Genomic DNA, 22499 nt, shown 5'->3' with positions numbered 1-22499 from the left:
CGGCGGGGATGTCCAGGACGGCGGCGATCGGGGCGGTGGTGGCGAACTTCTGCATGGCTGCTTCTCCTTCTCCGGCGGCGGGCCCCTTGTCGGCCCGTCGTTTTCGACAACGGAAAAGCTACGTTGCGTTCGCACATCTGGCAACATCCGCGTTGCGTCAAAACGCCATCACCGCAGGTGGATGCGGTGAAATCGTTGCAGTGGGCGTGAATCGAATGCAACAACCGCCACCCCGCCCGTTGCAATGGATGTGAAATGAACGCTACCCCAGAAGGGTCCGCACAGGCCGGAAACGCCGGATGGCCGGGTGCCGCGGGTGCGGACCGGCCATCTGCGGGGCGTGGAGCGTCAGTTGGGCTTGGGGAAGACGGCGCTCAGGGCGGCGCCACGGGTGAGGACGGCGACCGGGACCAGGGCGAGGGCGGAAAGGCCCTGGAGGACGGCGTACCAGGGCGGGCAGAGGCCGGGGATCAGATCGACGCCGATGATGGCGATCGGCATCACGGCGGAGAGGGTCCGGACGCGGTCGAAGGCCCGGTAGGAGCCCTCGGCGGCGCGGGCCAGGATGCGGAGCAGCACCAGGGCGAGCGCGGGGAAGAGGGCGCCGCGGATCCACATGAACGGCGTCGTCCCGTGGCCGATGGAGGCCATCACGGCGACAGTGGCGAGGACGACGACGCCGACGGTGCCGAAGAGCGTGACGCACTTCCTCGCCGTGGTGAAGGCTTCCTGGGTACGGGAGTTGCCGAGGTTCGCCGGCACGGTCGTGGCCATGGTTTCCGTTCCTCCGTGTCGTGGTGTCGCTGTGCCTACGACGCTACGGAGCGGGCGACCGGGCCGACACGGGTCTGGCCCCACAACCGGGGTGGGTCCAGACCTACCCCTCAGTCGCGGCCGGGGCGACGGTGGCCGAGGGTAGTGGGGGCGAAGAAAAGCTCCTTGATCAATCGACTGATGAAACGTCAAACATATTGCCTCCCATACCACTTGATGCTTCCAGACACCGTCATTCACGGACGGACCATCTGGCATGATTGATGACCGTGACACCCACCGGCAGCCGATCGAGCGAGGCCCCCGCCTATCCGATGGCACGCGGCTGCCCCTACCGGATGCCCGACGGCTACGAACAGCTGCGCGCTGACGGGCCGGTGTCACGGGTGACGCTGTACGACGGCCGGAATGTCTGGCTGGTCTCCGGGAGCGCGGAGGGCCGAGCCCTGCTGCTCGACCCCCGGGTCTCCGTCGATGTCCGGCACCCGTCCTTCCCCGCCCTGACCCCGCAGTCCGCCGAGCAGGCCGAGGCCGGGTTCGCACCCCCGCTCAGCGGCGTCGACGACCCCGAACACGCCCACCAGCGGCGAATGGTGATCCCCGCCTTCGGAGTGCGGAGGATCGCCGCGCTACGGCCGAGGATCGAGGGGTTCGCCGAGGAACTGGTCGACGCGATGCTCGCCCGGGGCGACCGGGCCGACCTGGTCGCCGCGTACTCGCTGCCGCTGGCCTGCGCGGCCAACTTCGCACTACTGGGCGTCCCCGAGGACGACGGCCGCTACATCGCGGAGCGCACCCGCCAGGTGCTCGCCCCCGCCGACGGGAACGCCCCCGGGGAGGCCGGGAAGCTCTTCGGCGAGATCCTGACCCGCCTGCGCGACCTCGTCGCACGCAAGGAGCGGCAGCCCGGCACCGGGCTGATCGACGACCTCCTGGCGGCCCGGCCGGACGAGGGCGGCATGGACGGCGACCAGCTGGTGGCACTCTGCGCGATCCTGCTGACCGGCGGCGACGACACCACCTCCAGCACCATCGCCGCCGCGACCCTCGCCCTGCTCGAACACCCCGACCAACTCGAAAAGCTGCGCCGTGAACCGGAGTTGACACCTGGCGCGGTCGACGAACTCACCCGGCTCACCTCGGTCGCGGACGTACTGCCCCGCGTCGCCACCGCGGACATCGAGCTCGCCGGGCACACCATCCAGGACGGCGACGGCGTCCTCGTCTCGCTGATGCTGATGAACCGGGACCCCGGGACCTGGCAGGAGCCCGACGCCCTGGACATCCACCGCAAGGCCGGCCGACACGTCGCCTTCGGGTACGGCATCCACCAGTGCGTCGGCCAGAACCTCGCCCGCGCCGTCATCGAGACGGCACTGACCGTCCTGCTCCGCCGCGTCCCCACCCTGCGGCTCGCCGTACCCGCCGACCAGGTGCGGGCCAATCCCCCGTACGTGCTGCAGGGCAGCCTGTCCGCGCTGCCGGTCGCCTGGTAGGAGGCGCCGTGGACATCGAACTCGACACCGGCCGGTGCATCGGCTCGGCCATGTGCACCCGGCACGCGCCCGAGGTGTTCACCCAGGACGACGAGGGCATCGTGGAACTCCTCCCGGGCGGCGCGGCCCGGTCCGGCGACCCGCTGGTCCGAGAGGCGGCGCAGGCCTGCCCGGTGCGGGCCATCACCCTGGACGCGGGCTGAAGCCGTCAGCCGAGGGTGCTCTGCATCAGGACGGTGTCGATCCAGCGGTCGTGCTTGAAGCCGACGGCCGTCAGCCGGCCCGCGTCGGTGAAGCCGTAACGGCGGTGCAGCGCGGCCGAGGCGTCGCTGCCGGAGTCGGCGATCACGGCGACCACCTGCCGCAGGTGGGTCCTCGCGCAGGCCGCCAGCAGGGCTTCCAGCAGGGCGCTGCCGAGGCCCCGACCGGTGTGGGCGGGCGCAAGGTAGATCGAGTTCTCGGCGGTGTACCGGTAGGCGGGCTTGGGCCGCCAGGGGGCCGCGTACGCGTAGCCCGCGACCTCGCCGGACACCTCGGCGATCAGGAACGGGAGTCCCCGGGCGGCGAGGTCCTCGAACCGCTGCTGCCAGACGGCGGGCTCGGGCGGCGTCTCGTCGAAGGTGATCACGGTGTCGCGGACGTAGTGCGCGTAGATCTCGGCCACGGCGCCCAGGTCGGCCGGGACGGCGGGGCGGATCACTGCGTCTATGGCTGTCATGGCGGGGAGTGTAGGCCGCGCCGGCCCGGTGGCCTTCGGTCGGGCGGGCCACGCGGTCCGAGCGGCGACCTGCCGACGGCCCCCTGCGAGGAGCAAGGGGCCGCCGGTGTGAGCGTGGTCAGTGCTGCCGGCCGGTCGGGGTGGTGGTCGGCGAGCCCGTGCCGGTGCCGGTGCTGCTCGGGTCGGGCTTGGGTGCGGGGTCGGGGATGTCGGCCATCGGCAGGGACTGCTCGGGCGTGCCGCGCAGGGCCTGGTTCATCGCCATCTGCCAGATCGGCCCGGGGCCGTCGGCGCCGAACACCTCGCCGTGGTGGTGCCCGTTGATGGTGATGTCGCGCATCTCGACGCCGCCCGCGGGGCCGCCGAGCCAGACGGCGGTGGCGAGCTGCGGGGTGTAGCCGTCGAACCAGGCGGCCTTCTTGTGGTCCGAGGTGCCGGTCTTGCCGGCGATCTGCCGGTCGTCGTCCAGGTTGAGCGCGGCGCCGGTGCCGTCCACGGTCACGCCGTTCAGGATGGTGTTCAGCGCCCGTGCCGTGTCCTCGGAGAACGCCTTCTCACAGTGTCCGGCCGGGACGGGCACGTCCTTGCCGTCCACGGTGGTGATCTTGTTGATGGCGAGCGGGTCGCAGTGGGTGCCTTCGGCGGCGAAGGTCGCGTACACGTTCGCCATGGTCAGCGGGCTCATCTCCTCGACGCCCAGGGCCATCGAGGGCACCTCCTCCAGGGGCTTGCCGCTGGCCTTGGTGGTGATGCCGAACTTGTTGGCCATCTGCTTGACCGCGCAGAGGCCGATCTCCTGCTCCATCTGCACGAAGTAGGTGTTGACCGAGCGCGCCATGGCCTCCTTGAGCTGGTAGGGGCCCTTCTCGCTCGCGGATTCGTTGGGCACCACCGTCTTGGGCCGGGCCTCGTTCTTCCAGGTCCCCTCGCAGGTCTTCATGGTCGGGTAAGGGAGCTCGTGCGGGGAGTCGTACTGCTGGGTCGCCGACAGGCCCGCCTCCAGGGCCGCGGCTGCGACGATCGGCTTGAACGTGGAGCCGGGCTGGAAGCCGGTGCCGCCGCCCATCGCCAGGTCGACGTTCAGGTTGACGACGGTCTGGTTCTTCTCCGTCGCCAGACCGTAGGGGCGGGTCTGGGCCATGGCGAGGATCTTGCCGGTGCCGGGCTCGACCATGGTGGCGGCGGCGGAGACGGTGTCGGTGACCCGCACGTTGTCGCTCACCGCTTTCTGGGCGGCGGCCTGCTTGTCCGGGTCCAGCGTGGTGTAGATGTTCAGGCCGCCGGTGTCCCAGAGCTTCTTGCGCTCCTCGGCGCTCTTGCCGAAGGCCGGGTCCTGCTTGACCACGTGGCGCACGTAGTCGCAGAAGAAGCCCATGCCGGCCTTGGCGGTGATGCAGCCGTTCTGCGGGTCCTTGTACCTCAGGCCCAGCGGGGCGGCCTTCGCCTCCTTGGCCTGGTCGGCGGTGATGTGCTTGTTCTCCACCATCTTGTCGATGACGGTGTCCCGGCGCTTCTGGGCGGCCTGCGGATGCAGCTTCGGGTCGTACTGCGACGGGTTCTGGACCAGGCCGGCGAGGGTGGCGGCCTCGGCGATGGTCAGGTCCTTGTTGCTCTTGCTGAAGTAGCGCTGGGACGCGGCCTCGACCCCGTAGGCGCCGTTCCCGTAGAAGGTGATGTTGAGGTAGTTGGTGAGGATCTGATCCTTCGGCAGCTCCTCCTCCAGCCTGATCGCGACCTTGAGCTCCTGGATCTTGCGGCCCAGGGTCTTGCGCTGGGCCTCCTGGACGGCCTCCTTGTCGTCGCCGGCCTTCTCCACGTTGACGTTCTTCACGTACTGCTGGGTCAGCGTGGAGGCGCCCTGGGCGGCGGTGCCGCTCTCCGCGTTCTTACTGAGCGCGCGCAGGACGCCCTTGAGGTCGACGGCGCCGTGCTCGTAGAACCGGGCGTCCTCGATGTCGACCTGGGCATGCCGCATGAACGGCGACATCTGGTCGGCGGTGAGGACGGTGCGGTCGCGCTCGTAGACCTTGGCGATCAGGCCGCCCTTGGCGTCGAAGATCTGCGTCGCCTGGGTCAGCGGCGGGGTCTTGAAGTCGTCGGGGATCTCGTCGAAGCCCTCCGCCGTGCTCTTGGCGGTCAGCCCGATGCCGCCGGCGACGGGCAGGACGAGGCCCGCCAGCAGCACACCGGACAGGACACTCACACCCAGGAAGGTCGCACCGAACCGGGCCAGCCGAAGCGGCCCGTTGCGGGACGGGCGGAGATCCGCGTCATCGGACGAATTCCGTGTCGGAGGGAGATTCGATTCCATTCCGGAATGCTAGAACGGTTTTTCGCATACGACTGTCACAGCCGTGCAACAAACCATCGAAATCAACTCCGGCGAGTCAAGTCGTATGCGAACTGAATGAATATGGCAGAATTCCACGGACAGAACAGAATCTGGCTCCCCTCGCGCGCGCCGCTCCCCTCCCGCAGCCCTACATCACTTTGATGCCGCGAGCGGGGCGAAACGTTGCATGCGTCCGGGCAGCCCTGCCCCAGCGCGGGGCCCGCACCCACCCACCTCCACCGGGGCGCCCGGCTCGCCCCCAGCCCGGTGGAGCGCCCCCGCCCTCCCCACCCGGCCGACGACGGCACCTGTCCTGCCGGTTATGCGGCCAGATTTCCGTTCTACGGGAGTTCCTGCCCCGCCCCCGACCTGCCCTTGTGCACCGGCCAGGCCCTGCAGATCGTCCACCGTCGCCGCGGCCCGCGCACCGGCAAGGTCGCCCCCGAACGCGCAATTCCATGCGGTTGGCCCACTGACTGGCGATCCGCTACTCTCCGGCCCGACGCGGTGGGGGGATTCCACGCGTTGCCGCGGATATTTGCGGCCATTTCGGACTTCTGAGGTTGAATTGAGACTTCGGCACGCAATTCTGGCTGCCTCCCTGATCGTGTCCCCGCTTGCGCTGTCCCTGCCGGCCCAGGCGGCGGGGCCGGACAAGGACCACTCCGTCGCGGTCGACGGCTTCGCCTCGGTGGAGGCCGGCGGCGGTTGGTCCGAGGGCACGGTGACCGTCAAGAACAACGCGGACGCGCCGTACAGTGGCCAGCACCTGGTGCTGTACCTGGGCAGCGAGATGCTCGGTACGGACCAGGTCGCCGCCGAGTACGCGGACGGCGCCTCCGGCAGTTGGCAGCCGGTGAAGCTGGTCAACCAGGCCATGAGCAACAAGCCCACGGGCTACGAGGGCGTTGCGGCCGATCTGACCGGCGCCGGGATCGACGTCCAGCCGCACGCTGCCCGTACCTTCAAGCTGCGGTTCAAGCTGGTGCAGTCCAAGCACGAGGGCCCGTGGGAGGACGTCGAGCTTCGGGCCATGCTGGCAGCTGCACTCGACGCGAACGGCCAGGTCAAGGACTGGACGGCCACGACGCAGAAGACGGTCAGGACGACGGGCCTCACCACCGCGATCACCGGTCTACCCAAGGAAATCCCGGCGGACGGCAGGCCCCACGCCTTCCAGGTCTCGATCAAGACCGCCTACGGCTTCGACTGGCACCTCACCACGTCGTCCTTCTTCCTCTGGGCCGGCCAGAAGTACGGGTCGATGGAGGGCCCGGCCGCATGTGACGCCCAGGTGGACGTCCAGGACCCGAAGGACGGCAGCTGGCACAAGGTCGGCATGAAGGCCGTGGGCATGATCGGGCAGGACGTCGACCTGACCAAGTGGGCCACCGGCCCGGTGGACAACCGGGTGCTCAACGCCCGGATCACGCTCGGCAAGAACTTCAAGGCCGAGAAGGACGCGACGCTCAGCTTCGGCTATTACCCCGGTGCCGGGCCGATGCTGTTCTGGGTCGACCAGCCGATCGCCGCCGTGCCGGTCGAGGGCGCTCCCGAGTGCGTCAACCCGGACGTGCCCACCCCGGCGCCTTCCGTGACGACCGCGCCGACCTCGACGCCGACCGCGCCGGCCGTGACCTCCGCGCCCGCGGTCGTCCCGGTCACCGCGCCCACCACCGCCGCGGCGGCGGCCACACCGGCTGCCGACACCCGCAGCGGCGCCGAGCTCGCCGATACCGGGTCCAGCGGCCTCGGCCTCACCGCCGGCATCGCCGGTGCCCTCCTGGCCGCCGGCGGCGCCGCCATCGTGCTGGCCCGCCGTCGTACCCGCAGCAACTGAGTCGGACAGTCGCTTCCCGAGGTCGTCGGCCTCGGGAAGCGGCTCCCGTCCGCTTTCCCGACGTCGTCGGTGAAATCCTCGCGAGGGGGGATCGCCCGGCCTGTCGGCGTCTGTCCGGTAAGGCGGAGCGGGCCTCGCCGCCGCCGATCACTACAGGTCACGCCCCGACCACACGCTCGACCTGGTCGAACCCGGCAACTGAGAACGCTCAACCCCTGCCGGGAGGGGTGTCAGCGGCTGTTGTTCACTCGGGGAGCTCGGCGCGGGGTGCTATGGGCGGCCTGGCGCCATTCGTCCTCAAGGATGCTGAAGATCAGGGAGTCCCGCCAACCATCGTGGAGCAATTGGGTGTGGCGGAGGCATCCTTCGTAGGTCATGCCGAGCTTGGCGAGCACTCGGGCCGAGCCGAGGTTCCGAGGATCGCAGGTGGCATGGATCCGGTGGAGCCCCAACTCGCCGAAGCCCTGGGCGAGAAGGAGCCGGCCGATCTCGGCTCCGATGCCCTGGCCCCAGACCCGGGGATGGACGATGTAGGAGATCTCGCCCTGCCGCTGGCGCTCATTGCGGACGTGCAGTTCGCCCATGCCGACGGCGTCCGGTCCGAGGCGGGCAACGTAGACGAGCCGGCGTGGTGGCGTGGCCGACCAGGCGCTGACCGCGCGCTCCACGAAGTCCTGGGTCTCCGCCTCCGTGTTCGGTCCCCAGGATTGGTAGCGGCACGCGTCGTCCAGCGATGCCCATGAGTGAATTGCCGACCAGTCCTCCTGAACGATCCTGTCCAGGGCCACGGAACGCCTACGCATGAGGCGATCATGTCGGCCTTCGCCACCGGGATTCAAGGGTGCGGCCCCTCGTGCGGGTGAGCGCGAGGGGCCGCAGAGAGCAAGGTGGCTCTGCGCGGGAAGTCGGGTCGGCCGACTTCCCGTGCCTCGTCTTGAGGAGGCCTCGGTCGGCGTGTTGCCAGAGGTCCGTCTCGGGTTCGACAGGAATCTCGACCAGCTTCTCGTGAGCCGGAAGCTGAACGCCGTGCTCAGTCAGGTGCTCGCCCTGGACGGAGAGGGTGCCCCTGTCCGTCAGGTAGAGCGTCGGGCATTCGCCCTCGTCGCGGGAACCCACAAGCCGTGTCAGCTTCACGATGTCTCCTCGCTCACTCGGTTCGGGTCAGGCCCCGTGTAGGCCGGTGAGCGGAAGGTGCGACGGAACGCTTCGGGCCCGTGCCGCTCATCGAGCCAACTCATCAGGCCGGAAAGGTCACCGCTGATCACGGCGGCGATGATGAGCGTGTGCAACGTGTCCGCATCGGTGCCGGCCATTTCGGCGAGGAAGCGCTGATAGCGCGCGCCGACGCCGCGCTCGTATCCGGACATCGCCAGGTGGAAGCGGTTGGCAACGTCTGGGTCGACGTCATCGAAGTCGCTCGGCTTCAGCCGACCCGTTGTGTCCCGGAATGCCACCTGGTCCGGCGATGCGATGCGCTCGGCCAGACCAAGGCGGTCGGCCACAGCGGCGGCAATCGTCCGGGCCTCACGATCGGTTGCCCCTTCCATCACGATGCCCAGGTTCCGCGTCGAGGCAGTACCGCTGCTGTCCCGCGCCGAGTACGTTCGCCCTTGTGGATCAACCCGGTTGATTCCGTACCGACTTCGAATAATCTGCCCACCCCGGAGTCGGTACTCCCGGAACGACCCCCAATGCAGGCAGTCGTGCGCGTAGGCCCGCAGGAGATCGAGCGCGACCAGCTCCGGCGATGCCAGTTGTGGATCGTTCAGCCGCCCGTACCTCGTGATGACCGACGCCAACTGCTCGTGCCGGTAGCCCTGGTTCGCGTAGTGGAAGCCGCCGAACGCGTCGGGGCGGGTCGAGCGCACCCCGACCCACACCCGATCGATCGGGAGCAGTTGACTCAGCCCCAACTCACGGTAACGGTTGGCCAGTAGATCCGCCCCTTGACGGAACACCTCTCGGGATTCCTGGTCGAGCCAGGTGTCCAGCACCCAGTGAAGCAGCGAGAACGTCACGTGCGGGTGCGCCCGGTCGAGTGCGGCAGTCGCCCGCCGCGCGGCCAGCAGATGGGCCAGCTCGGCGCGCTCGGCCGCGTCGCCACCCAGGTATTCGTTCGGGCCCAGGCAGGACGGCGTGAGCGAGCGGCCGAGGGTCAGTACGACCGACGCCTGATCAGCTGCCGGTGCGGATCCTGCACTCCCTCGGGGAGATCGTCCGGTGAGAACCATTGAGCCTCCAGGATCTCGAACGAGGCCGCCTTGATCTGTCCGCTCACGTACAGGGCCTCGTAGGCAACTTCGACGCGTAGCTTGTAGCCACTCCTCAGGTGCGCCAGCTCGCACACCTTCACCATGAGTCCGGTCTCCTCCCGGACCTCACGCACGATCGTGTCCTCAAAGCTCTCGCCCGCGTTCGCGTAGCCGGTCGGCAGGCCCCACTGCCGGCCCTCCGGCCACATCCGGTGCTTCAGCAGCAGCACCCGGCCGTCCTGGTCGCGGACGATGCCCGTCACGCCGACCATGAACTTCGAGTGCCACAGCCACAACACGCGCCACTGCATCGGGCCACGAATGATCCGCCAGAGCTTCGCAGCGATCTTCTTCATGGGCTCACCCTTCGTCCGGCGGGCCGACCGCGCGGCGCGCGTCCGGCCCGCAATCCCGCACACCTGATGTCAGCGGACATGCTCGTCTCCCCTTCGCCCGGCGATGTGAGCGAGAAGCAGACTAGGGGAATTACAGGCAGCCGCTCAATGATATTCGCGATATCGACTAAAGATCTCGCGATATCCCTCGACAGCGGTTCGCCCACTCACCCAGCTTGATGCGGGCATCATCACCGAACAGGGCACAACCTTCAAACATTGAGAAGATCTCACAATAGTGCAGGACGTCTCGCGGGTCCCGGAACACTACGCGGCCAGTGAACGACTCCATGGTGACAAGGCGATCATCGTACATCGTGAACGTGTTCATCGGGCCGCGGGTCAGCCGTGTTCCGTGTGGGATCACGCCGATTCGCACCCTCGGCAAATAGGTGAGCGAGGCAAGGCGGTCGATCTGGAGGGCCATTGCCAGAGGAGGCACCAGTGCCCAGTTCACCGCCTGCTCCGTGAGCAGGAATGTGAATGACTTCGATTCGTCATAGAGCACCGCCTGGCGCTCCAGCTTGCGGCCGATGACGGCCGTCTTGTCGCCTGGGGCATGGCTCAGGCTCGCCCGGATGTACTCTGGCGTGGCCAGCAGGCCAGTGATCATTGCAGGAAGGAAGTACCGCAGCTCCGTCGCGTCCGCCTCAAGCGACATCAGCTCTGCCTGACGCTTCTCGATCCCCCGCCGCCACGAAGCGCGCTTGTCCTGCCATTCGGTATTTGCAATTCGCGCCAACGAGGAAACTTCCTGGAGGAGCGCAGCCGGCGCTCCCAACGCCCTGAGGATACGCTCCACGTCGACCAGGTTCGGAGTTATTTTCCCGGTCTCGATCTTGCTGATCTTGCTTTGAGAGATGCCGCAACGCGCCGAAAGCCGGTCTCCCGTGAGACCGGCTTCCAGGCGGAGCCTTCTTAACGTTTCGGCCAGGTCCGACTTCGATCTGCCGAGCTGGTCGGGATCGAGCGTCACCCGTGCTCTTTCAGGTACTCGGCAAAGGGAACAGAATGAGCCAGGGCAATTCGCTTCCACTCCTGGTACTGGCGCATGTCGCCGGTGACCAGCTCCCGATTGATCTGGGTGCCGTCAGACCGGAAGTTCAAGTGGACCGCCGAGGAATCATCGAACAGCCACCAGTCCTGGTTCGGAATCCCGAGATCCTGCCCAGTGGCGTCCAGAATTCGGATGTCCTCCCCTGCGACAATGTTGCCCGGGATACCCCAGGAGAACTGATACCTCTGGTAGTCCGTCAGAGGCCGACGCACCACTCGGACCCGGCCGATCGTACGTCCCGAGGAGACGAAGCCGCGCACCCGCTGGTGCCACGCCGTGTTGTGATCGACCGGCTTCGGCTCCCCACGCAGGAAGCGAGAGAGGCTCTCGGCCTCCCTGGGCATCGTGTAGACGGGCTGCACCTCGAACCGGAAGGCGTCGTGTTGGTAGCTGTCGAAGTGGGCGCGCCACTGGTCACCATCCAAGAGCACGGACGGCCTCCCTCAGAACATGCTCGGGGATCTCGACGGCGGACTCCCCGGTCGGCACCTTCAGCTCGGTGAAGTGGTCACCCTGGAACACGAACGTTCCTCGATCGGTGGCATACACGTTCGGGCAGTCGTCATCGTCGCAGTTCGGGCCATTGAACTTGCCGGTAAGACGCGTCAGTTGCTGGTGCTCAGCCATGCTGGTCCCTCCCAGCGTCGGGTACCTCCCGACCCGCCAAAGACGCTAGGGCTGTCCGCGATTCCTGTCCACGATGTATGCAGCATATTCCTGATCTGGAATAAGAATCTTGCCTGCTCTGGAAGATCCAGAAGTCGGCGGCATACCAAATCGGGGACTCCAGTGCGCGGTTGACCGGTGGCCTCTTGCGAGGAGCAAGGGGCCACCGGGACAGATCGCTAGGCGCTGGTGCTCAGGTGGTCGAACTCGCCGACCTTCGCGCCCCGGAGGAACGCGGCGAAGGTGGACGGTGTGGTGCGGACGATGACGTCCCGCTCGTCGGACTCACGGAGCTCGATCAGCTCGTTGGCGGTGCGGACCTCGACACAGTTGTCATTCGCACCGCTGTAGCTGGACTTCTGCCATTCGGAGCTAGGCATGCTTGTCTTTCATCTCCTTGAGGATCGACTGGATGAAGTCTCGTGACTCACCTTCCGACAGCGCGATGGAGTCGACACGTTCGAACGTCGCACGATAGCTCGTGAGCTGGGCAGGAGAATCGAAGAACTGCACGCCGTGGGCGGTGTCCATCTCAACAGTGTCGAGTTCGGGGACAGTGCCTGCTGCGTACGTGAGGTCGGAACTGGGGCCTGGATAGTTGGCGGTGTCGAACGGAACCACTCGAACTGAAGTCTCCGGGTGATTCGAGGCTTCGATCACCGCTGCAAGCTGGTCGCTGAGAACGCCCGGCTCTCCGAACTGGATGCGAAGGGCTGCCTCATGGAGGAACGCCTCATAACGGGGTCCTTCAGAACGGATGAAGTGCTGCCTCTGCAGTCGGAAGGACGTTCTGAGGTCGACTTCGTCTTGAGGTAGAGGCGGGAACCCCAACGAGAAGATGGCGTTGGCGTAGGCCACTGTCTGAAGCAGCCCAGGAATGAATGTGATCGTGTAGGTGGAGAGCCGCTGAGCGTGGCCCTCGATCTCGGCTACGTCGATGGCGTCTGTACCGACAGTGCCGCGATAGGACTCCCACCAGCCCTTCGTTCGCTCGCCTGCCATGGCGGCAAGGGCATCGATGAGCGGCCGGTTGGCACACTTGCAGGCCGCGGCAACGGTGCGGAGACGCTCGGGGCTGACACCGATCTTGGCAGTCTCCATCTGTGTCATCTGTCCCGGGCTGATGCCGAGTTCCCGTGCAAGCTGCGTGCCGCCGAGGCCGGCTTGCTCGCGCATTCTCCGCAGCTCGGCCCCAAGCCGACGCTGGCGGAGAGTCGGGTTTGAGCGAACAGCCATGTCGTCCTCTCTGCGGATGGTGAGGCCAGTCTGCCGCCCCGCGTGGCGAGGGTCCATCTGGGCCCTTCGCCACGGACGGGGGAACTTCTCCACTTCCACCTAAAGTTTCAAGCCGAGTGCGCTATGGTCATTCTCAGATAGATCCGACGGATCGTCAGTAATGCTTCTATTCCGGGCAGTAGGCGCCTGCTGCCCGCGCACCGAAGAGCAGCCATGTGCGGCCTGGCTCACGGCGACGCATCCGTCGTCCCCTCCTCACACCACCGCCTCACGGAGGTTCCCGTGTGCACCCGTAACACCCCCTCGCTCACCCTCTCCAAGCAGGCCCTGCGGAACGCCCTGATCCGCAGCAACTGCGACCCCGAGACCATCTTCAACGCCGAACTCGCCCTCGCCGAGCTGATCGTGAACGCCTGGCGGTACGGCGACACCACCGCGCCCGTCGTCTTCTTCTCCATCCTCGGCCGCACCCTCCACGTCTCCGTCTCCGACGAGTCCGACGCCCTCCCCCACCAGCGCACGTCCGCCGACTTCGCCGAGACGGGCCGGGGCCTCCAGCTCGTGGAGGGCCTCACCCACCGCTGGGGCGTCGACCCCCAGAAGCGCGGCAAGAGCGTCTGGTACGAGCTGGACTTCGCCTCGTGAGCCGCGACCCCATCGCCCCCGACGACCCCCGGATGCGCGACTACACCAGACCCCAGATCACCGCTCTCCTCGGCGAGTTGCACCGCCGAGGCATCCCGCACGGACTCCTCTGGGGCTCCGCCGCCACCCCCGAGACCACCCTCGACGGCCGCATCCTGGTCGACTTCGGCAACGCGCCCGTGAGTACTCTCCTCAACCTCCTCCACCTGCTCCGCGACCTGGACCGGAACGAGGCGTGGACCCCGTGAGGTTCTTCGTCGGCGCCGTCCTCCTCGCCCTCCTGGCCCTCGCGCTCGCCACCGTGGCCCTGGGGGCGATCGCGACCCTGAAGATGCCGCGTCCCGACGACAGCGAAGAACCCCGCTGAACACGCGGAGGCCCTCGCCCCGAACAGGGCGAGGGCCTCGCGGGCGTCCGACGGCTCCGGGTTAGCCGCCGGACGGGTTCCGGTTACCGCCTCCGAAGCCGCCGCCACCACCGCCGCCACCGAAACCGCCGCCACCAGCGGCGCCTTCGACGAGCTGGCTGGCGTTGTAGCCGCCGCTGGAGTCCGGCGTCCCCACGACCGTCACGCTCTGGCCGGGCTGAAGATCTGCGACCTTGCCCTCCTTGTTGAGCTGGACCTTGGTCGAGTCCGCCGTCGTCACCTTGATGGTGTTGCCGTTGGCGTCCGTCAGGTACACGGTGTTGCCGTCCACGGCCTTGACGGTGCCCCGCGCGAAACCAGGCTGCGAACCGCCCTGGCCGCCCTGACCACCCTGACCACCCTGGCCGCCCTGACCACCTCGGCGCCCACCGCCCTGGCCGCCGTAGCCGCCCGCCGCAGGGGCACCCGCAGCCGCAGCCCGAGGCGAGGAGGACTTCCCGCTCGGCGCCTGCCCCTGCTGGTACCAAACCCCGCCGGCGAAAGCCCCGGTGGCGATCACTCCGCCCGCCAGCACCAAGCTCAGCCAAGGCAGCTTCCGCCTCGGCGGCGCCGCCAGCTCCCCACTGACGTCCCGCGCATCCGGCGCAGTCGCAAGGAGCGCAACCTGATCGGCCTGATTCATCGAAGAACTGCTCCTACTCGTGCCGAAGGGCGTCGATCGGCCGCAGCGAGGCGGCCCGGTTGGCGGGGTAGCTGCCGAAGAACAGCCCGATGGCGACGGCGATGCCGAACGCGCCGAGTACGGACTCGGGGATCACCACCGGCTTGATGCCGACGATGCTGAAGTGCGAGCCGGCGATCCCGGCCGCCACGCCCAACCCCGCGCCGATCACCGATAGCAACGTCGACTCGGTCAGGAACTGCCCGAGGATCACGGCCCTAGGAGCGCCCAGCGCCTTGCGGATGCCGATCTCACGCGTTCGTTCCGTCACCGTCACCAGCATGATGTTGGTGATCCCGATCCCGCCGACCAGCAGCGAGATCGCCGCCACCGCGCCCAGCAGCACGGTGAAGGTCTTCGTCGTGCTCTCCCGGGCGGTCAGCAGGGACGCCTGGTTGGTGATCCGGAAGTCCGCCTTGGTCGGGTCGGTGATCGCGTGGGTCCCGAGCAGCACCCGGGTAATATCGGCCTGCGCGGCGGTAGTCGTATCGGCGGAGGAGGCCTGCACCAGGATCTGGTTGACCGGCCCGAACCCGGTGAACGCGTTCTGCACGGTCGGCAGCGGCGCGATCACCACGTCGTCGGGGTCGGTGAAGCCGCTGCCGCCCTTGGCCTGGAGCACGCCCACCACCGTGAACGGGGTACCGCCGAGCACGATCTTCTTCCCGACCGGGTCCTCGGTGTCGAACAGCTGCTTGGCCGTCGTGGCGCCGAGCACCGCGACCTTGCGCGAGCCCAGCACGTCGTCGTCCGTGAAGTACTCGCCGCGCGCGACCTTCTGGTTGGAGGTCTCGAAGTACGCCGGGTACGTGCCCACGATCGAGCCCGGGCTGTACGAGATGTCCCCGTACAGCGCCGTCGCACTGGTCGTGACCACGGGCGCGACGGACTTGATCGCCGAGGAGTCCGTGTCGCTCGCCAACGCCTTGGCGTCCGCGACCGTCAGCTTCTTCACCGACGAGGTGGCCCGGGAGCCGCCGGCCGCCGAACCGGCACTGACCGTCAGCGAGTTGGTGCCCAACGAGGTGATGGAGTCCTTCACCGCCTGCGAGGAGCCGTTGCCCACCGCCAGCAGCAGGATCACCGAGGCGACACCGATCAGCACCCCCAGCATGGTGAGCGCCGACCGCACCTTGTTCGCCACCAGCCCGCCGACCGCGAAGCGGAGCGTCTGCCAGAGGATCATGCCGACACCCCCGCCTCGCACAGGAACGGTGGCGGCCCGTCCACCGGGGCCTGCCGGACATCGCTCACGATCTGCCCGTCGACCAGCCGCAGCACCCGCTTGGCGTGCTGCGCGACCTCGTCCTCGTGGGTGATCAGCACGACCGTGCGGCCGGTGGCGTTGAGCCCGTCGATCAGGGCCAGCACGTCCTCCGTCGAGCGGCTGTCGAGGTTGCCGGTGGGCTCGTCGGCGAGCAGCAGCGCGGGGGCCGTGACCAGGGCGCGCGCCACCGCTACGCGCTGCTGCTGGCCGCCGGAGAGCTCGTTGGGCTTGTGCCCGGAGCGCTCGCCCAGCCCGACCAGGGACAGCGCGGCCATCGCCCGGCGCCGGCGCTCGGCGGCGCGCACGCCCGCGTAGGCGAGCGGCAGCTCGACCTGGGCGAGGGCGGTGGTGCGGGGCACCAGGTTGAAGGACTGGAAGACGAAGCCGATCTTGCGGTTGCGGACCAGCGAGAGCTGCTGCTCGTCGAGGTGGCCGACGTCGATGCCGTCCAGCAGGTAGCGGCCGGCGGTCGGGACGTCCAGGCAGCCGAGGATGTTCATCAGGGTGGACTTGCCGGAGCCCGAACTGCCCATCACCGCGACGTAGTCGCCCTGCTCGATGTCCAGGCTGACGCCCATCGGGCCGCCGGTCGCCGGGTCGTCCGGGCCGCGCAGGGCGTGCACGGTGGCGTCGCCGTGCCCGTACGACTTGGTGAGCCGGCTGATCCGGATCACCGGCACGGGATGCGCGGGGACGCGCTTGTCGATGACGTGCTGCATGCTCAGCCCTTACCGCCGCGGCCACCGCCGGCGCCGCCACCGCCGCCACCGCCGCCCGAGAAGCCACCGCCGCCACCGCCCGGGAAGCCGCCTGCGCCGCCGGCGCCGCCCCGGCCGCCCGCCCCGCCGAGGCCCGGGAAGGAGGCGTTCGGGAAGCCGTTGCTGGCGCTGGTGGTGGGGAGTTCGACCTTGTCGCCCTCCGTCAGCCCGGAGGTGACCTGCACGGTGCTGTCGCCCTCGACGCCGACCCCGACGGTGACCCGCTCGGAGCTGCCGTCCGTGTGCACCACGGTCGCGGTCCGCGAGGTTCCGGTGCCCGACAGGGCGGAGGTGGGCAGCGAGAGCGCGTTGTCCGCCTCGCCGGTGATCACCTGGACGGTCGCGCTGAGGCCGGTGCGCAGGGTGCTGGTGTCGCCGCTGAGCTGCAGCGTGGCCGCGTACTGGACGGCCGACGAACCGGCGGCACCGCCGGAGCTGCTCGACGGCAGCGAACTGACCGACAGGACGGTCGCGTTGAGCTTGGTGTCGGACTGCGCGTTCAGGGTGACGGAGGCCGCCTCGCCCTTCTTCAGCTTGAGCGAGTCCAGCTCGGAGAAGTTGGCGGTGACCTGCATCCCGGTCGGGTTGGTCAGCACGATGAAGCCGCTGGGGGAGCCGGAACCGGCGCTCGTACCGGTCGACTTGGCCGTGGAGGAGGACGAGGAGCCGGAGGACGTCGCGGCCCCGACGGTGTCGCCGACCTTCGCCGAGACCGAGGCGACCGTCCCGTCCACCGTCGCGGTCAGGGTGGTGCCGGCCAGCGCCGCCTGGGCGTTGGTGAGGCTGGTCTGCGCGGTGGCGACCTGCTGCTGGGCCTGGGCGACGGCCGCGTCGTCGACCTTGGTGGTGGTGATGGTGGTGGTCTGCGGGGCGGGCACACTGCTCCCGCCCGCCCCGCGACCGCCGCCGCCGCTGCCACCGCCCGAAGCCGCGCCCGACGGGGCGGGCGAGGGAGCGGAGGACTGGGGCAGCGGCTCGGTGGTCGTCGTGGTGACCCCGGCCTGCGCCTTGGTGAGGTTCGCGTTGGCCGTGGTGAGGGCCACCTGCGCGGCGTCCACCTGCTGCTGGGCCGCCGTGGTGTCGACGGTCGCGAGCACCTGGCCCTTCTTGACGGCGTCCCCCACCGCGACCTTGACGGCCGTGAGCCGCCCGCCGGTGGTGAAGTCCTGGGCCGCGTCGGTCGGCGAGACCAGGGTGCCGGTTCCGGACACGGTGGCCAGGACCGTCCCCTTGGTGACGGTCGCGGTACGGGCGACGGGTTTGGCCGCGGCCGTGCCGCCGCTGCCGTCGACCGTGGCGTACACCAGGGCCGCACCGCCCAGCAGGGCCACGCCGAGCGCGGAGTTGACGAGGACGGCGCCTCGCCGCCGTGGGAGCACCTTCATGGCGGACAGCTTCGCCGGGCGCTCTTGCGGAGCCCTGGGCGCGGGCTGGGAGAAGACTGACCGGCCGGATCCGGGCATTACGGACCAACCGCCCATCCCGCGCGGGCACCTTGGCGCGGGCGTGGCCAGCCGTTGGCCGAACTCCCAGCGCCCTCCCAGCGTTCCTCAGCCATCCGGCAGCGCATCCTCAGACGGCCGGCCCGGCAACGCCGCAGGGGCGCACCCCCGTGGAGTGCGCCCCTGCGGAACCGGCGATCGTCAGCCGTCGATCTCCTGACGTCAGCCGCCGGTCTCCCGACCTCAGCCGTTGATCTCCTTGCGGAACGCCTCCGCCACCGCCAGGAAGATCGAGTTGCCCTCGGCCTCGCCGATCGACACCCGCACGCCCTCCGGGAACGGCCGGACGATCACGCCGGCCTCGGCGCAGGCCGCGGCGAACTCCGCCGAGCGCTCGCCGAGCCAGAGCCAGACGAAGTTGGCCTGCGAGTCCGGGATCTCCCAGCCCTGGGCGCGCAGCCCGGCCACCACCCGGTTGCGCTCCTCGACCAGCGCCTCCACCCGCTCCAGCAGCGCCTGCTCCGAGCGCAGCGAGGCGACGGCGGCGTCCTGGGCGAGCTGGCTGACGCCGAACGGGACGGCGGTCTTGCGCAGCGCGTTCGCCACCGGCTCGTGGGCGATCGCGAAGCCGACCCGCAGGCCCGCCAGGCCGTACGCCTTGGAGAAGGTGCGCAGCACGCAGACGTTCGGGCGGTCGCGGTAGAGGTCGATGCCGTTGGGCACCTCGGGGTCGCGGATGAACTCGATGTACGCCTCGTCGACGACCACCAGGACGTCGCTCGGCACGGCGTCGACGAAGCGCTCCAGCTCGGCGCGGTGGATCACGTTGCCGGTGGGGTTGTTGGGGTTGCAGACGAAGATCAGCCGGGTGTTCGGCGTGATCGCGGCCAGCATCGCGTCCAGGTCGTGGTCGCCGCCCGCGGTGAGCGGCACCGGGACGGGCGTGGCACCGGCGATCTGGGTGATGATCGGGTAGGCCTCGAAGGAGCGCCAGGCGAACATCACCTCGTCGCCCGGGCCGGCCGTGGCCAGGATCAGCGACTGGGCGACGCCGACCGAGCCGGTGCCGGTGGCGATGTGCTCGGCGGGCACGCCGAAGCGCGCGGCCAGCTCCGCGGTCAGCTCGCCGACGCCCATGTCGGGGTAGCGGTTGAACGAGCCGGCCGCCGCGACCGCCGCCTCCAGCACGCCCGGCAGCGGGTTGTTGGGGTTCTCGTTCGAGGACAGCTTGTAGGCGTCGGCGCCGGCCGGCTTGCCGGGCCTGTAGGTGGGGATGCCGTCCAGGGTCGGCCGCAGGCGCGGGCCCTGCGCTGACGTACCACTGCTCACGGTCGTACTCCTTCGTGTCTCTCCGGTCCGCCCGCCGTGCCACGGTCGGGATCACCGCCGTGCCCCGGGTACTCGGAACGCGCCCGGACCACCCCGGTCGGGTGCTTTGCACGATACCGACCGGCCCTCACCCGTAGGAGTGAGATGCCCGGACGGGTTACAGGCGCAGATCAGCCATTCTGCCCGGTTCCTATGGCACATGTCAGAGGTAAGACGGCTGGTTTCGAGCGGGTATCGAAGGGGCGCACTCCGGCTCACTAGCGGAGAAACGTATCTCCAAAGCCTCCCGATGCGCCGGTCACAGACCCTTGTCAGGAGCCATACGATCGGTCCGCCATGACAGCAGCAGCCAACCAGAGCGGTCGGCGTCCCACCACCTCACGGCGTTTGGAGCGGGCCGGCATCCGGGATGTGGCAGCAGCCGCCGGAGTGTCGATCACCACCGTCTCCGACGCGCTGAACGGAAAGGGCCGCCTGCCCGACGAGACCCGCAGCCGGGTGCGCGAGGTCGCCGAGCGCCTCGGCTACCGCCCCTCGGCGGCCGCCCGCACCCTGCGCACCGGACGGTCCGGCCTGATCGGGCTGACCGTCACGACCTACGGCGAAGAACCCTTCACCTTCACCGAGTTCGCGTACTTCGCCGAGATGGCCCGGGCCGCCACCAGCGCCGCCCTGGGCCGCGGATACGCGCTGGTGGTGCTGCCCGCCTCCTCCCGGCACGACGTCTGGGGCAACATCGCCCTGGACGGCACCGTGGTGATCGACCCGCCCGACCAGGACCCGCTGGTCAGCGAGCTGTACCGGTCCGGCGTCCCGGTGGTCAGCGACGGCAAGCCCGGCAACTGCCCGGTCACCGCCTGGGTCGACAACGACCACGAGGCCGCCGTGCTCGGCATCCTCGACCACCTCTCCGAGGCCGGTGCCCGCCGGATCGGCCTGCTCACCGGCACCAGCACCGACACCTACACCCGGCTCTCCACCGAGGCCTACCTCGGCTGGTGCGCCAAGGTCGGCCAGGAGCCGGTGTACGAGGCCTACCCGGCGCACGACCCGGCGGCCGGCGCGGTGGCCGCCGACCGGCTGCTCGCCCGCCCGGACCGGCCGGACGCCGTCTACGGACTGTTCGACCCCAACGGCACCGACCTGCTCGCCGCCGCGCGCCGCTACGGCCTGCGGGTGCCGGACGACCTGCTGCTGGTCTGCTGCAGCGAGAGCGACGTCTACGCCGCCACCGAACCGCCGATCACGACACTCTCGCTCAAGCCGCGCAAGATCGGCACCACCGTGGTCAACCTCCTCATCGACGCCATCGAGGGCGTCGACTCCGGGACGGGCGTGGACATCGCCCGGCTCTTCCCGCCGCGCTTCCGCACCGCCGGGAACGGCCCGCCGCCGGGCACCCTGATGCCCACCGAGCTGATCGTCCGCGCCTCCTCCCAGCGGCGGAGTCCGCGCACCACCGTCAGCCCGCCCCGACCCCCGGGCGAGGTCTAGACCTCACTCGAACCGGGCCGACAACCCCGTCGAGGCGCTGACGAGACCATACCGAGCCGGGACAAAACGGACCCCGCGGGACCGCCCGGCTGACGCTCCGGAGGATTGGATACCCACCAGGTGACGACGGCGGGAGAGTGGTCTTCCTATGATGGGCGAATGACACCCGAGGACCGCTTCCCCGGACCTGAGCACCCCCACTCAGGCCCCCGCCACCAGCCGGACCTCGACGTGCTGCCGTACGGCACCTACTACGAACCCGAGCCCGCCGCGGGCTACCAGGGCACGCCGTACGACGCGGAGACCTACAGCGGCTACGGCGGCGCCCGCTACCTGGAGCAGCACTGGCCCGCGGACGGCCACGGACACAGCCACACCGTGCACGCCCAGGGGCTCAACACCGACCAGGCCCCGGCGTTCCCGCACCAGGGACAGTACGACGGCGGCTACGAGAGCCAGGACGTCTACGAGGGCCAGGACGCCTACGAGGGCCAGGACCAGAGCGGCTACGACGACCGCGCCGGCTACGAGCCCACCCTGCCCGACCAGCCCTCCCCCGCCCTCCAGCTCCCCGGCCGCGACGACCCGCCGACCATCGAGCTCGGCCCGCCGCTGCCCGACCCCGCCGCGCCGACCTACCCGTACCCGGCCCCCGGCCCCGACGAGCCGCCGGGCCCGGTCTACGTCGTCGGCGACGTGCACGGCTACCTGGAGGAGCTGCGCGCCGAACTGCGCCACCAGGGCCTGATCGACGCCGACGGCCACTGGTCGGCCGGCCGGGCCCGGATCTGGTTCCTCGGCGACTTCACCGACCGCGGCCCGGACGGCATCGGCGTCATCGACCTGGTCATGCAGCTCGCCGCCGAGGCCGCCGCCGCCGGCGGCTACTGCCGCGCCCTGATGGGCAATCACGAACTGCTCTTCCTCGGCGCCGCCAAGTACGGCGACGAGCCCGTGCAGTCCACCGCCGGCACCGCCTCCTTCCTCGCCGCCTGGCGGCTCAACGGCGGCCAGCAGAACGACCTGGACCGGCTGGAGGCCCACCACATCAGCTGGCTCTCCCGGCTGCCCGCCGTCGCGCTGGAGGACGGGCACCTGCTGCTGCACTCCGACACCACCGCGTACCTGGAGTACGGCGAGTCCATCCCCGACGTCAACGACGCGGTGCACAGCCTGCTCTCGGACGGCAGCGTGGACGAGTGGTGGGACTGCTTCCGCCGCTTCACCAAGCGCTTCGCCTTCCGCGGCGACGCCGGGCCGATGGCCGTCCACGAGCTGCTCGACACCTACGGCGGCACCCGGATCGTGCACGGGCACAGCCCGATCCCGTACCTCACCGGCGCGGTGCACGCGGACGACGGGCAGCCGCCGCACATCCCCGGGCCGTACGTCTACGCGGACGACCTGGCGGTGGCGATGGACGGCGGGGTCACCATGGAAGGGCGCCTGCTGGTCGCGCGGCTGCCGATCTGACCATCCGACCGGCCGTCAACTCCTACCACCACTCGAACAGTTGTTCCCAGCGCTCGGGCCGTCATACGCGCGCGGCCCGGGGCGCGAAATTCCGGAAACCGACTGTCAGCACGGCTGCACCCGCCCCTACCATGAGGCACACCAAACCCGGCCGCCCGTCCGGCGGCCCGCCTCCGCGCCCGCTTCGGCGTCCTGAGGGTCCCCGCGTCCTCGATGCGCGTCCTTCCGCGATGCCGA

25 protein-coding genes are annotated in these 22499 nt (G+C 69.4%); 9 read left to right on the top strand and 16 right to left on the bottom strand.

The window, feature by feature from the left end; genetic code table 11:
* The coding region (locus tag ACGF12_RS01755) for a hypothetical protein (protein ID WP_393023914.1) at positions 1–254 on the top strand (254 nt) is incomplete at its 5' end.
* A 94-nt stretch (positions 255–348) separates the two neighbouring features.
* On the opposite strand, the gene ACGF12_RS01750 is transcribed toward ACGF12_RS01755, so the two are convergent.
* On the bottom strand, positions 349–774 hold the full coding sequence (locus ACGF12_RS01750; RefSeq protein WP_393023912.1) for a hypothetical protein: 426 nt from the start codon (positions 772–774) through the stop codon (positions 349–351).
* Positions 775–1037: 263 nt separating this feature from the next.
* On the opposite strand from ACGF12_RS01750, the gene ACGF12_RS01745 reads away from it, so the two are divergent.
* Both ACGF12_RS01745 and ACGF12_RS01740 read left to right on the top strand, forming a co-directional pair.
* Positions 1038–2270 carry a cytochrome P450 gene (locus ACGF12_RS01745; RefSeq protein ID WP_393023909.1) on the top strand — a complete coding sequence of 411 codons (1233 nt, stop codon included), beginning with the start codon at positions 1038–1040 and terminating at the stop codon, positions 2268–2270.
* Positions 2271–2278: 8 nt separating this feature from the next.
* Complete coding sequence (locus ACGF12_RS01740; protein ID WP_393023906.1) at positions 2279–2473, top strand: ferredoxin; 195 nt, start codon at positions 2279–2281, stop codon at positions 2471–2473.
* A gap of 5 nt (positions 2474–2478) precedes the next feature.
* On the opposite strand, the gene ACGF12_RS01735 is transcribed toward ACGF12_RS01740, so the two are convergent.
* Positions 2479–2988 (bottom strand): GNAT family N-acetyltransferase, encoded by a 510-nt coding sequence (locus tag ACGF12_RS01735; protein WP_393023903.1) that lies wholly within the window; start codon positions 2986–2988, stop codon positions 2479–2481.
* 118 nt (positions 2989–3106) lie between these two features.
* On the bottom strand, positions 3107–5191 hold the full coding sequence (locus tag ACGF12_RS01730; protein ID WP_393023900.1) for a transglycosylase domain-containing protein: 2085 nt from the start codon (positions 5189–5191) through the stop codon (positions 3107–3109).
* A gap of 736 nt (positions 5192–5927) precedes the next feature.
* On the opposite strand from ACGF12_RS01730, the gene ACGF12_RS01725 reads away from it, so the two are divergent.
* A complete protein-coding gene (locus ACGF12_RS01725) occupies positions 5928–7160 on the top strand; it encodes a hypothetical protein (protein WP_393023897.1) in 1233 nt (410 codons plus the stop codon).
* 230 nt (positions 7161–7390) lie between these two features.
* Here the strand turns inward: ACGF12_RS01725 and ACGF12_RS01720 are convergent, their stop codons facing one another.
* The 8 genes from ACGF12_RS01720 to ACGF12_RS01685 form a co-directional block, all read right to left on the bottom strand.
* The gene (locus ACGF12_RS01720; RefSeq protein ID WP_393023894.1) at positions 7391–7963 is read right to left on the bottom strand and encodes a GNAT family N-acetyltransferase; all 573 of its coding nucleotides are present in this window, start codon (positions 7961–7963) and stop codon (positions 7391–7393) included.
* Positions 7964–8290: 327 nt separating this feature from the next.
* On the bottom strand, positions 8291–9391 hold the full coding sequence (locus ACGF12_RS01715) for a hypothetical protein (protein ID WP_393023891.1): 1101 nt from the start codon (positions 9389–9391) through the stop codon (positions 8291–8293).
* Positions 9316–9768, bottom strand: coding sequence for an NUDIX domain-containing protein (locus ACGF12_RS01710; RefSeq protein ID WP_393023888.1), 453 nt, complete (start codon positions 9766–9768; stop codon positions 9316–9318). The genes ACGF12_RS01715 and ACGF12_RS01710 overlap by 76 nt, the downstream gene beginning before the upstream one ends.
* A 166-nt stretch (positions 9769–9934) precedes the next feature.
* Positions 9935–10783, bottom strand: a complete 849-nt coding sequence (locus ACGF12_RS01705) for a helix-turn-helix domain-containing protein (protein ID WP_393023886.1) — start codon at positions 10781–10783, stop codon at positions 9935–9937.
* Complete coding sequence (locus tag ACGF12_RS01700) at positions 10780–11295, bottom strand: DUF6879 family protein (protein ID WP_393023883.1); 516 nt, start codon at positions 11293–11295, stop codon at positions 10780–10782. The genes ACGF12_RS01705 and ACGF12_RS01700 overlap by 4 nt, the downstream gene beginning before the upstream one ends.
* On the bottom strand, positions 11279–11491 hold the full coding sequence (locus tag ACGF12_RS01695; RefSeq protein WP_393023880.1) for a hypothetical protein: 213 nt from the start codon (positions 11489–11491) through the stop codon (positions 11279–11281). The genes ACGF12_RS01700 and ACGF12_RS01695 overlap by 17 nt, the downstream gene beginning before the upstream one ends.
* 218 nt (positions 11492–11709) lie before the next feature.
* Positions 11710–11910 (bottom strand): DUF397 domain-containing protein, encoded by a 201-nt coding sequence (locus tag ACGF12_RS01690; RefSeq protein ID WP_393023877.1) that lies wholly within the window; start codon positions 11908–11910, stop codon positions 11710–11712.
* Positions 11903–12766, bottom strand: a complete 864-nt coding sequence (locus ACGF12_RS01685; protein ID WP_393023963.1) for a helix-turn-helix domain-containing protein — start codon at positions 12764–12766, stop codon at positions 11903–11905. Before ACGF12_RS01685 ends, ACGF12_RS01690 begins: the two co-directional genes overlap by 8 nt.
* 282 nt (positions 12767–13048) lie before the next feature.
* Between ACGF12_RS01685 and ACGF12_RS01680 the strand changes: the two genes are divergently transcribed.
* From ACGF12_RS01680 to ACGF12_RS01670, 3 genes are read left to right on the top strand one after another with little or no spacing between them, the layout of a single operon-like run.
* Entirely contained in the window at positions 13049–13411 is a 363-nt protein-coding gene (locus tag ACGF12_RS01680; RefSeq protein WP_393023874.1) for an ATP-binding protein, read from the top strand.
* Positions 13408–13659, top strand: a complete 252-nt coding sequence (locus ACGF12_RS01675) for a hypothetical protein (RefSeq protein ID WP_393023871.1) — start codon at positions 13408–13410, stop codon at positions 13657–13659. The genes ACGF12_RS01680 and ACGF12_RS01675 overlap by 4 nt, the downstream gene beginning before the upstream one ends.
* Complete coding sequence (locus tag ACGF12_RS01670) at positions 13647–13778, top strand: hypothetical protein (protein WP_393023868.1); 132 nt, start codon at positions 13647–13649, stop codon at positions 13776–13778. Before ACGF12_RS01675 ends, ACGF12_RS01670 begins: the two co-directional genes overlap by 13 nt.
* Positions 13779–13839: 61 nt before the next feature.
* On the opposite strand, the gene ACGF12_RS01665 is transcribed toward ACGF12_RS01670, so the two are convergent.
* The 5 genes from ACGF12_RS01665 to hisC all read right to left on the bottom strand — a co-directional run bounded on the left by ACGF12_RS01665 (position 13840) and on the right by hisC (position 19295).
* Complete coding sequence (locus ACGF12_RS01665) at positions 13840–14460, bottom strand: hypothetical protein (protein ID WP_393023864.1); 621 nt, start codon at positions 14458–14460, stop codon at positions 13840–13842.
* A 13-nt stretch (positions 14461–14473) separates the two neighbouring features.
* Positions 14474–15685 carry an ABC transporter permease gene (locus ACGF12_RS01660; protein WP_393023861.1) on the bottom strand — a complete coding sequence of 404 codons (1212 nt, stop codon included), beginning with the start codon at positions 15683–15685 and terminating at the stop codon, positions 14474–14476.
* Positions 15682–16485, bottom strand: coding sequence for an ABC transporter ATP-binding protein (locus tag ACGF12_RS01655; RefSeq protein ID WP_393023858.1), 804 nt, complete (start codon positions 16483–16485; stop codon positions 15682–15684). The genes ACGF12_RS01660 and ACGF12_RS01655 overlap by 4 nt, the downstream gene beginning before the upstream one ends.
* A 2-nt stretch (positions 16486–16487) precedes the next feature.
* Positions 16488–17909, bottom strand: a complete 1422-nt coding sequence (locus tag ACGF12_RS01650; protein WP_393023855.1) for an efflux RND transporter periplasmic adaptor subunit — start codon at positions 17907–17909, stop codon at positions 16488–16490.
* Positions 17910–18209: 300 nt separating this feature from the next.
* A complete protein-coding gene (hisC, locus tag ACGF12_RS01645) occupies positions 18210–19295 on the bottom strand; it encodes a histidinol-phosphate transaminase (RefSeq protein ID WP_393023852.1) in 1086 nt (361 codons plus the stop codon).
* A 336-nt stretch (positions 19296–19631) separates the two neighbouring features.
* Between hisC and ACGF12_RS01640 the strand changes: the two genes are divergently transcribed.
* Positions 19632–20789: a LacI family DNA-binding transcriptional regulator gene (locus ACGF12_RS01640; RefSeq protein ID WP_270145572.1), complete on the top strand. Its 1158-nt coding sequence runs from the start codon at positions 19632–19634 to the stop codon at positions 20787–20789.
* A 159-nt stretch (positions 20790–20948) separates the two neighbouring features.
* Positions 20949–22262 carry a metallophosphoesterase gene (locus tag ACGF12_RS01635; RefSeq protein ID WP_393023849.1) on the top strand — a complete coding sequence of 438 codons (1314 nt, stop codon included), beginning with the start codon at positions 20949–20951 and terminating at the stop codon, positions 22260–22262.
* Positions 22263–22499: the final 237 nt, after the last annotated feature.

This window comes from Kitasatospora sp. NPDC048296 (genome assembly GCF_043201815.1).
Classification (GTDB): domain Bacteria; phylum Actinomycetota; class Actinomycetes; order Streptomycetales; family Streptomycetaceae; genus Kitasatospora.
The sequence above is the reverse complement of the archived record's forward strand: the minus strand, read 5'-3'. Positions and strand labels throughout refer to the sequence as shown.

Bases quoted from the DNA above. Each gene is read 5' to 3' on its own strand.
- ACGF12_RS01750 (WP_393023912.1), bottom strand. From the start codon at position 774: ATGGCCACGACCGTGCCGGCGAACCTCGGCAACTCCCGTACCCAGGAA.
- ACGF12_RS01745 (WP_393023909.1), top strand. From the start codon at position 1,038: ATGACCGTGACACCCACCGGCAGCCGATCGAGCGAGGCCCCCGCCTAT.
- ACGF12_RS01735 (WP_393023903.1), bottom strand. From the start codon at position 2,988: ATGACAGCCATAGACGCAGTGATCCGCCCCGCCGTCCCGGCCGACCTG.
- ACGF12_RS01720 (WP_393023894.1), bottom strand. From the start codon at position 7,963: ATGCGTAGGCGTTCCGTGGCCCTGGACAGGATCGTTCAGGAGGACTGG.
- ACGF12_RS01715 (WP_393023891.1), bottom strand. From the start codon at position 9,391: ATGGTTCTCACCGGACGATCTCCCCGAGGGAGTGCAGGATCCGCACCG.
- ACGF12_RS01710 (WP_393023888.1), bottom strand. From the start codon at position 9,768: ATGAAGAAGATCGCTGCGAAGCTCTGGCGGATCATTCGTGGCCCGATG.
- ACGF12_RS01695 (WP_393023880.1), bottom strand. From the start codon at position 11,491: ATGGCTGAGCACCAGCAACTGACGCGTCTTACCGGCAAGTTCAATGGC.
- ACGF12_RS01690 (WP_393023877.1), bottom strand. From the start codon at position 11,910: ATGCCTAGCTCCGAATGGCAGAAGTCCAGCTACAGCGGTGCGAATGAC.
- ACGF12_RS01685 (WP_393023963.1), bottom strand. From the start codon at position 12,766: ATGGCTGTTCGCTCAAACCCGACTCTCCGCCAGCGTCGGCTTGGGGCC.
- ACGF12_RS01665 (WP_393023864.1), bottom strand. From the start codon at position 14,460: ATGAATCAGGCCGATCAGGTTGCGCTCCTTGCGACTGCGCCGGATGCG.
- ACGF12_RS01660 (WP_393023861.1), bottom strand. From the start codon at position 15,685: ATGATCCTCTGGCAGACGCTCCGCTTCGCGGTCGGCGGGCTGGTGGCG.
- ACGF12_RS01655 (WP_393023858.1), bottom strand. From the start codon at position 16,485: ATGCAGCACGTCATCGACAAGCGCGTCCCCGCGCATCCCGTGCCGGTG.
- ACGF12_RS01650 (WP_393023855.1), bottom strand. From the start codon at position 17,909: ATGAAGGTGCTCCCACGGCGGCGAGGCGCCGTCCTCGTCAACTCCGCG.
- ACGF12_RS01640 (WP_270145572.1), top strand. From the start codon at position 19,632: ATGACAGCAGCAGCCAACCAGAGCGGTCGGCGTCCCACCACCTCACGG.
- ACGF12_RS01635 (WP_393023849.1), top strand. From the start codon at position 20,949: ATGACACCCGAGGACCGCTTCCCCGGACCTGAGCACCCCCACTCAGGC.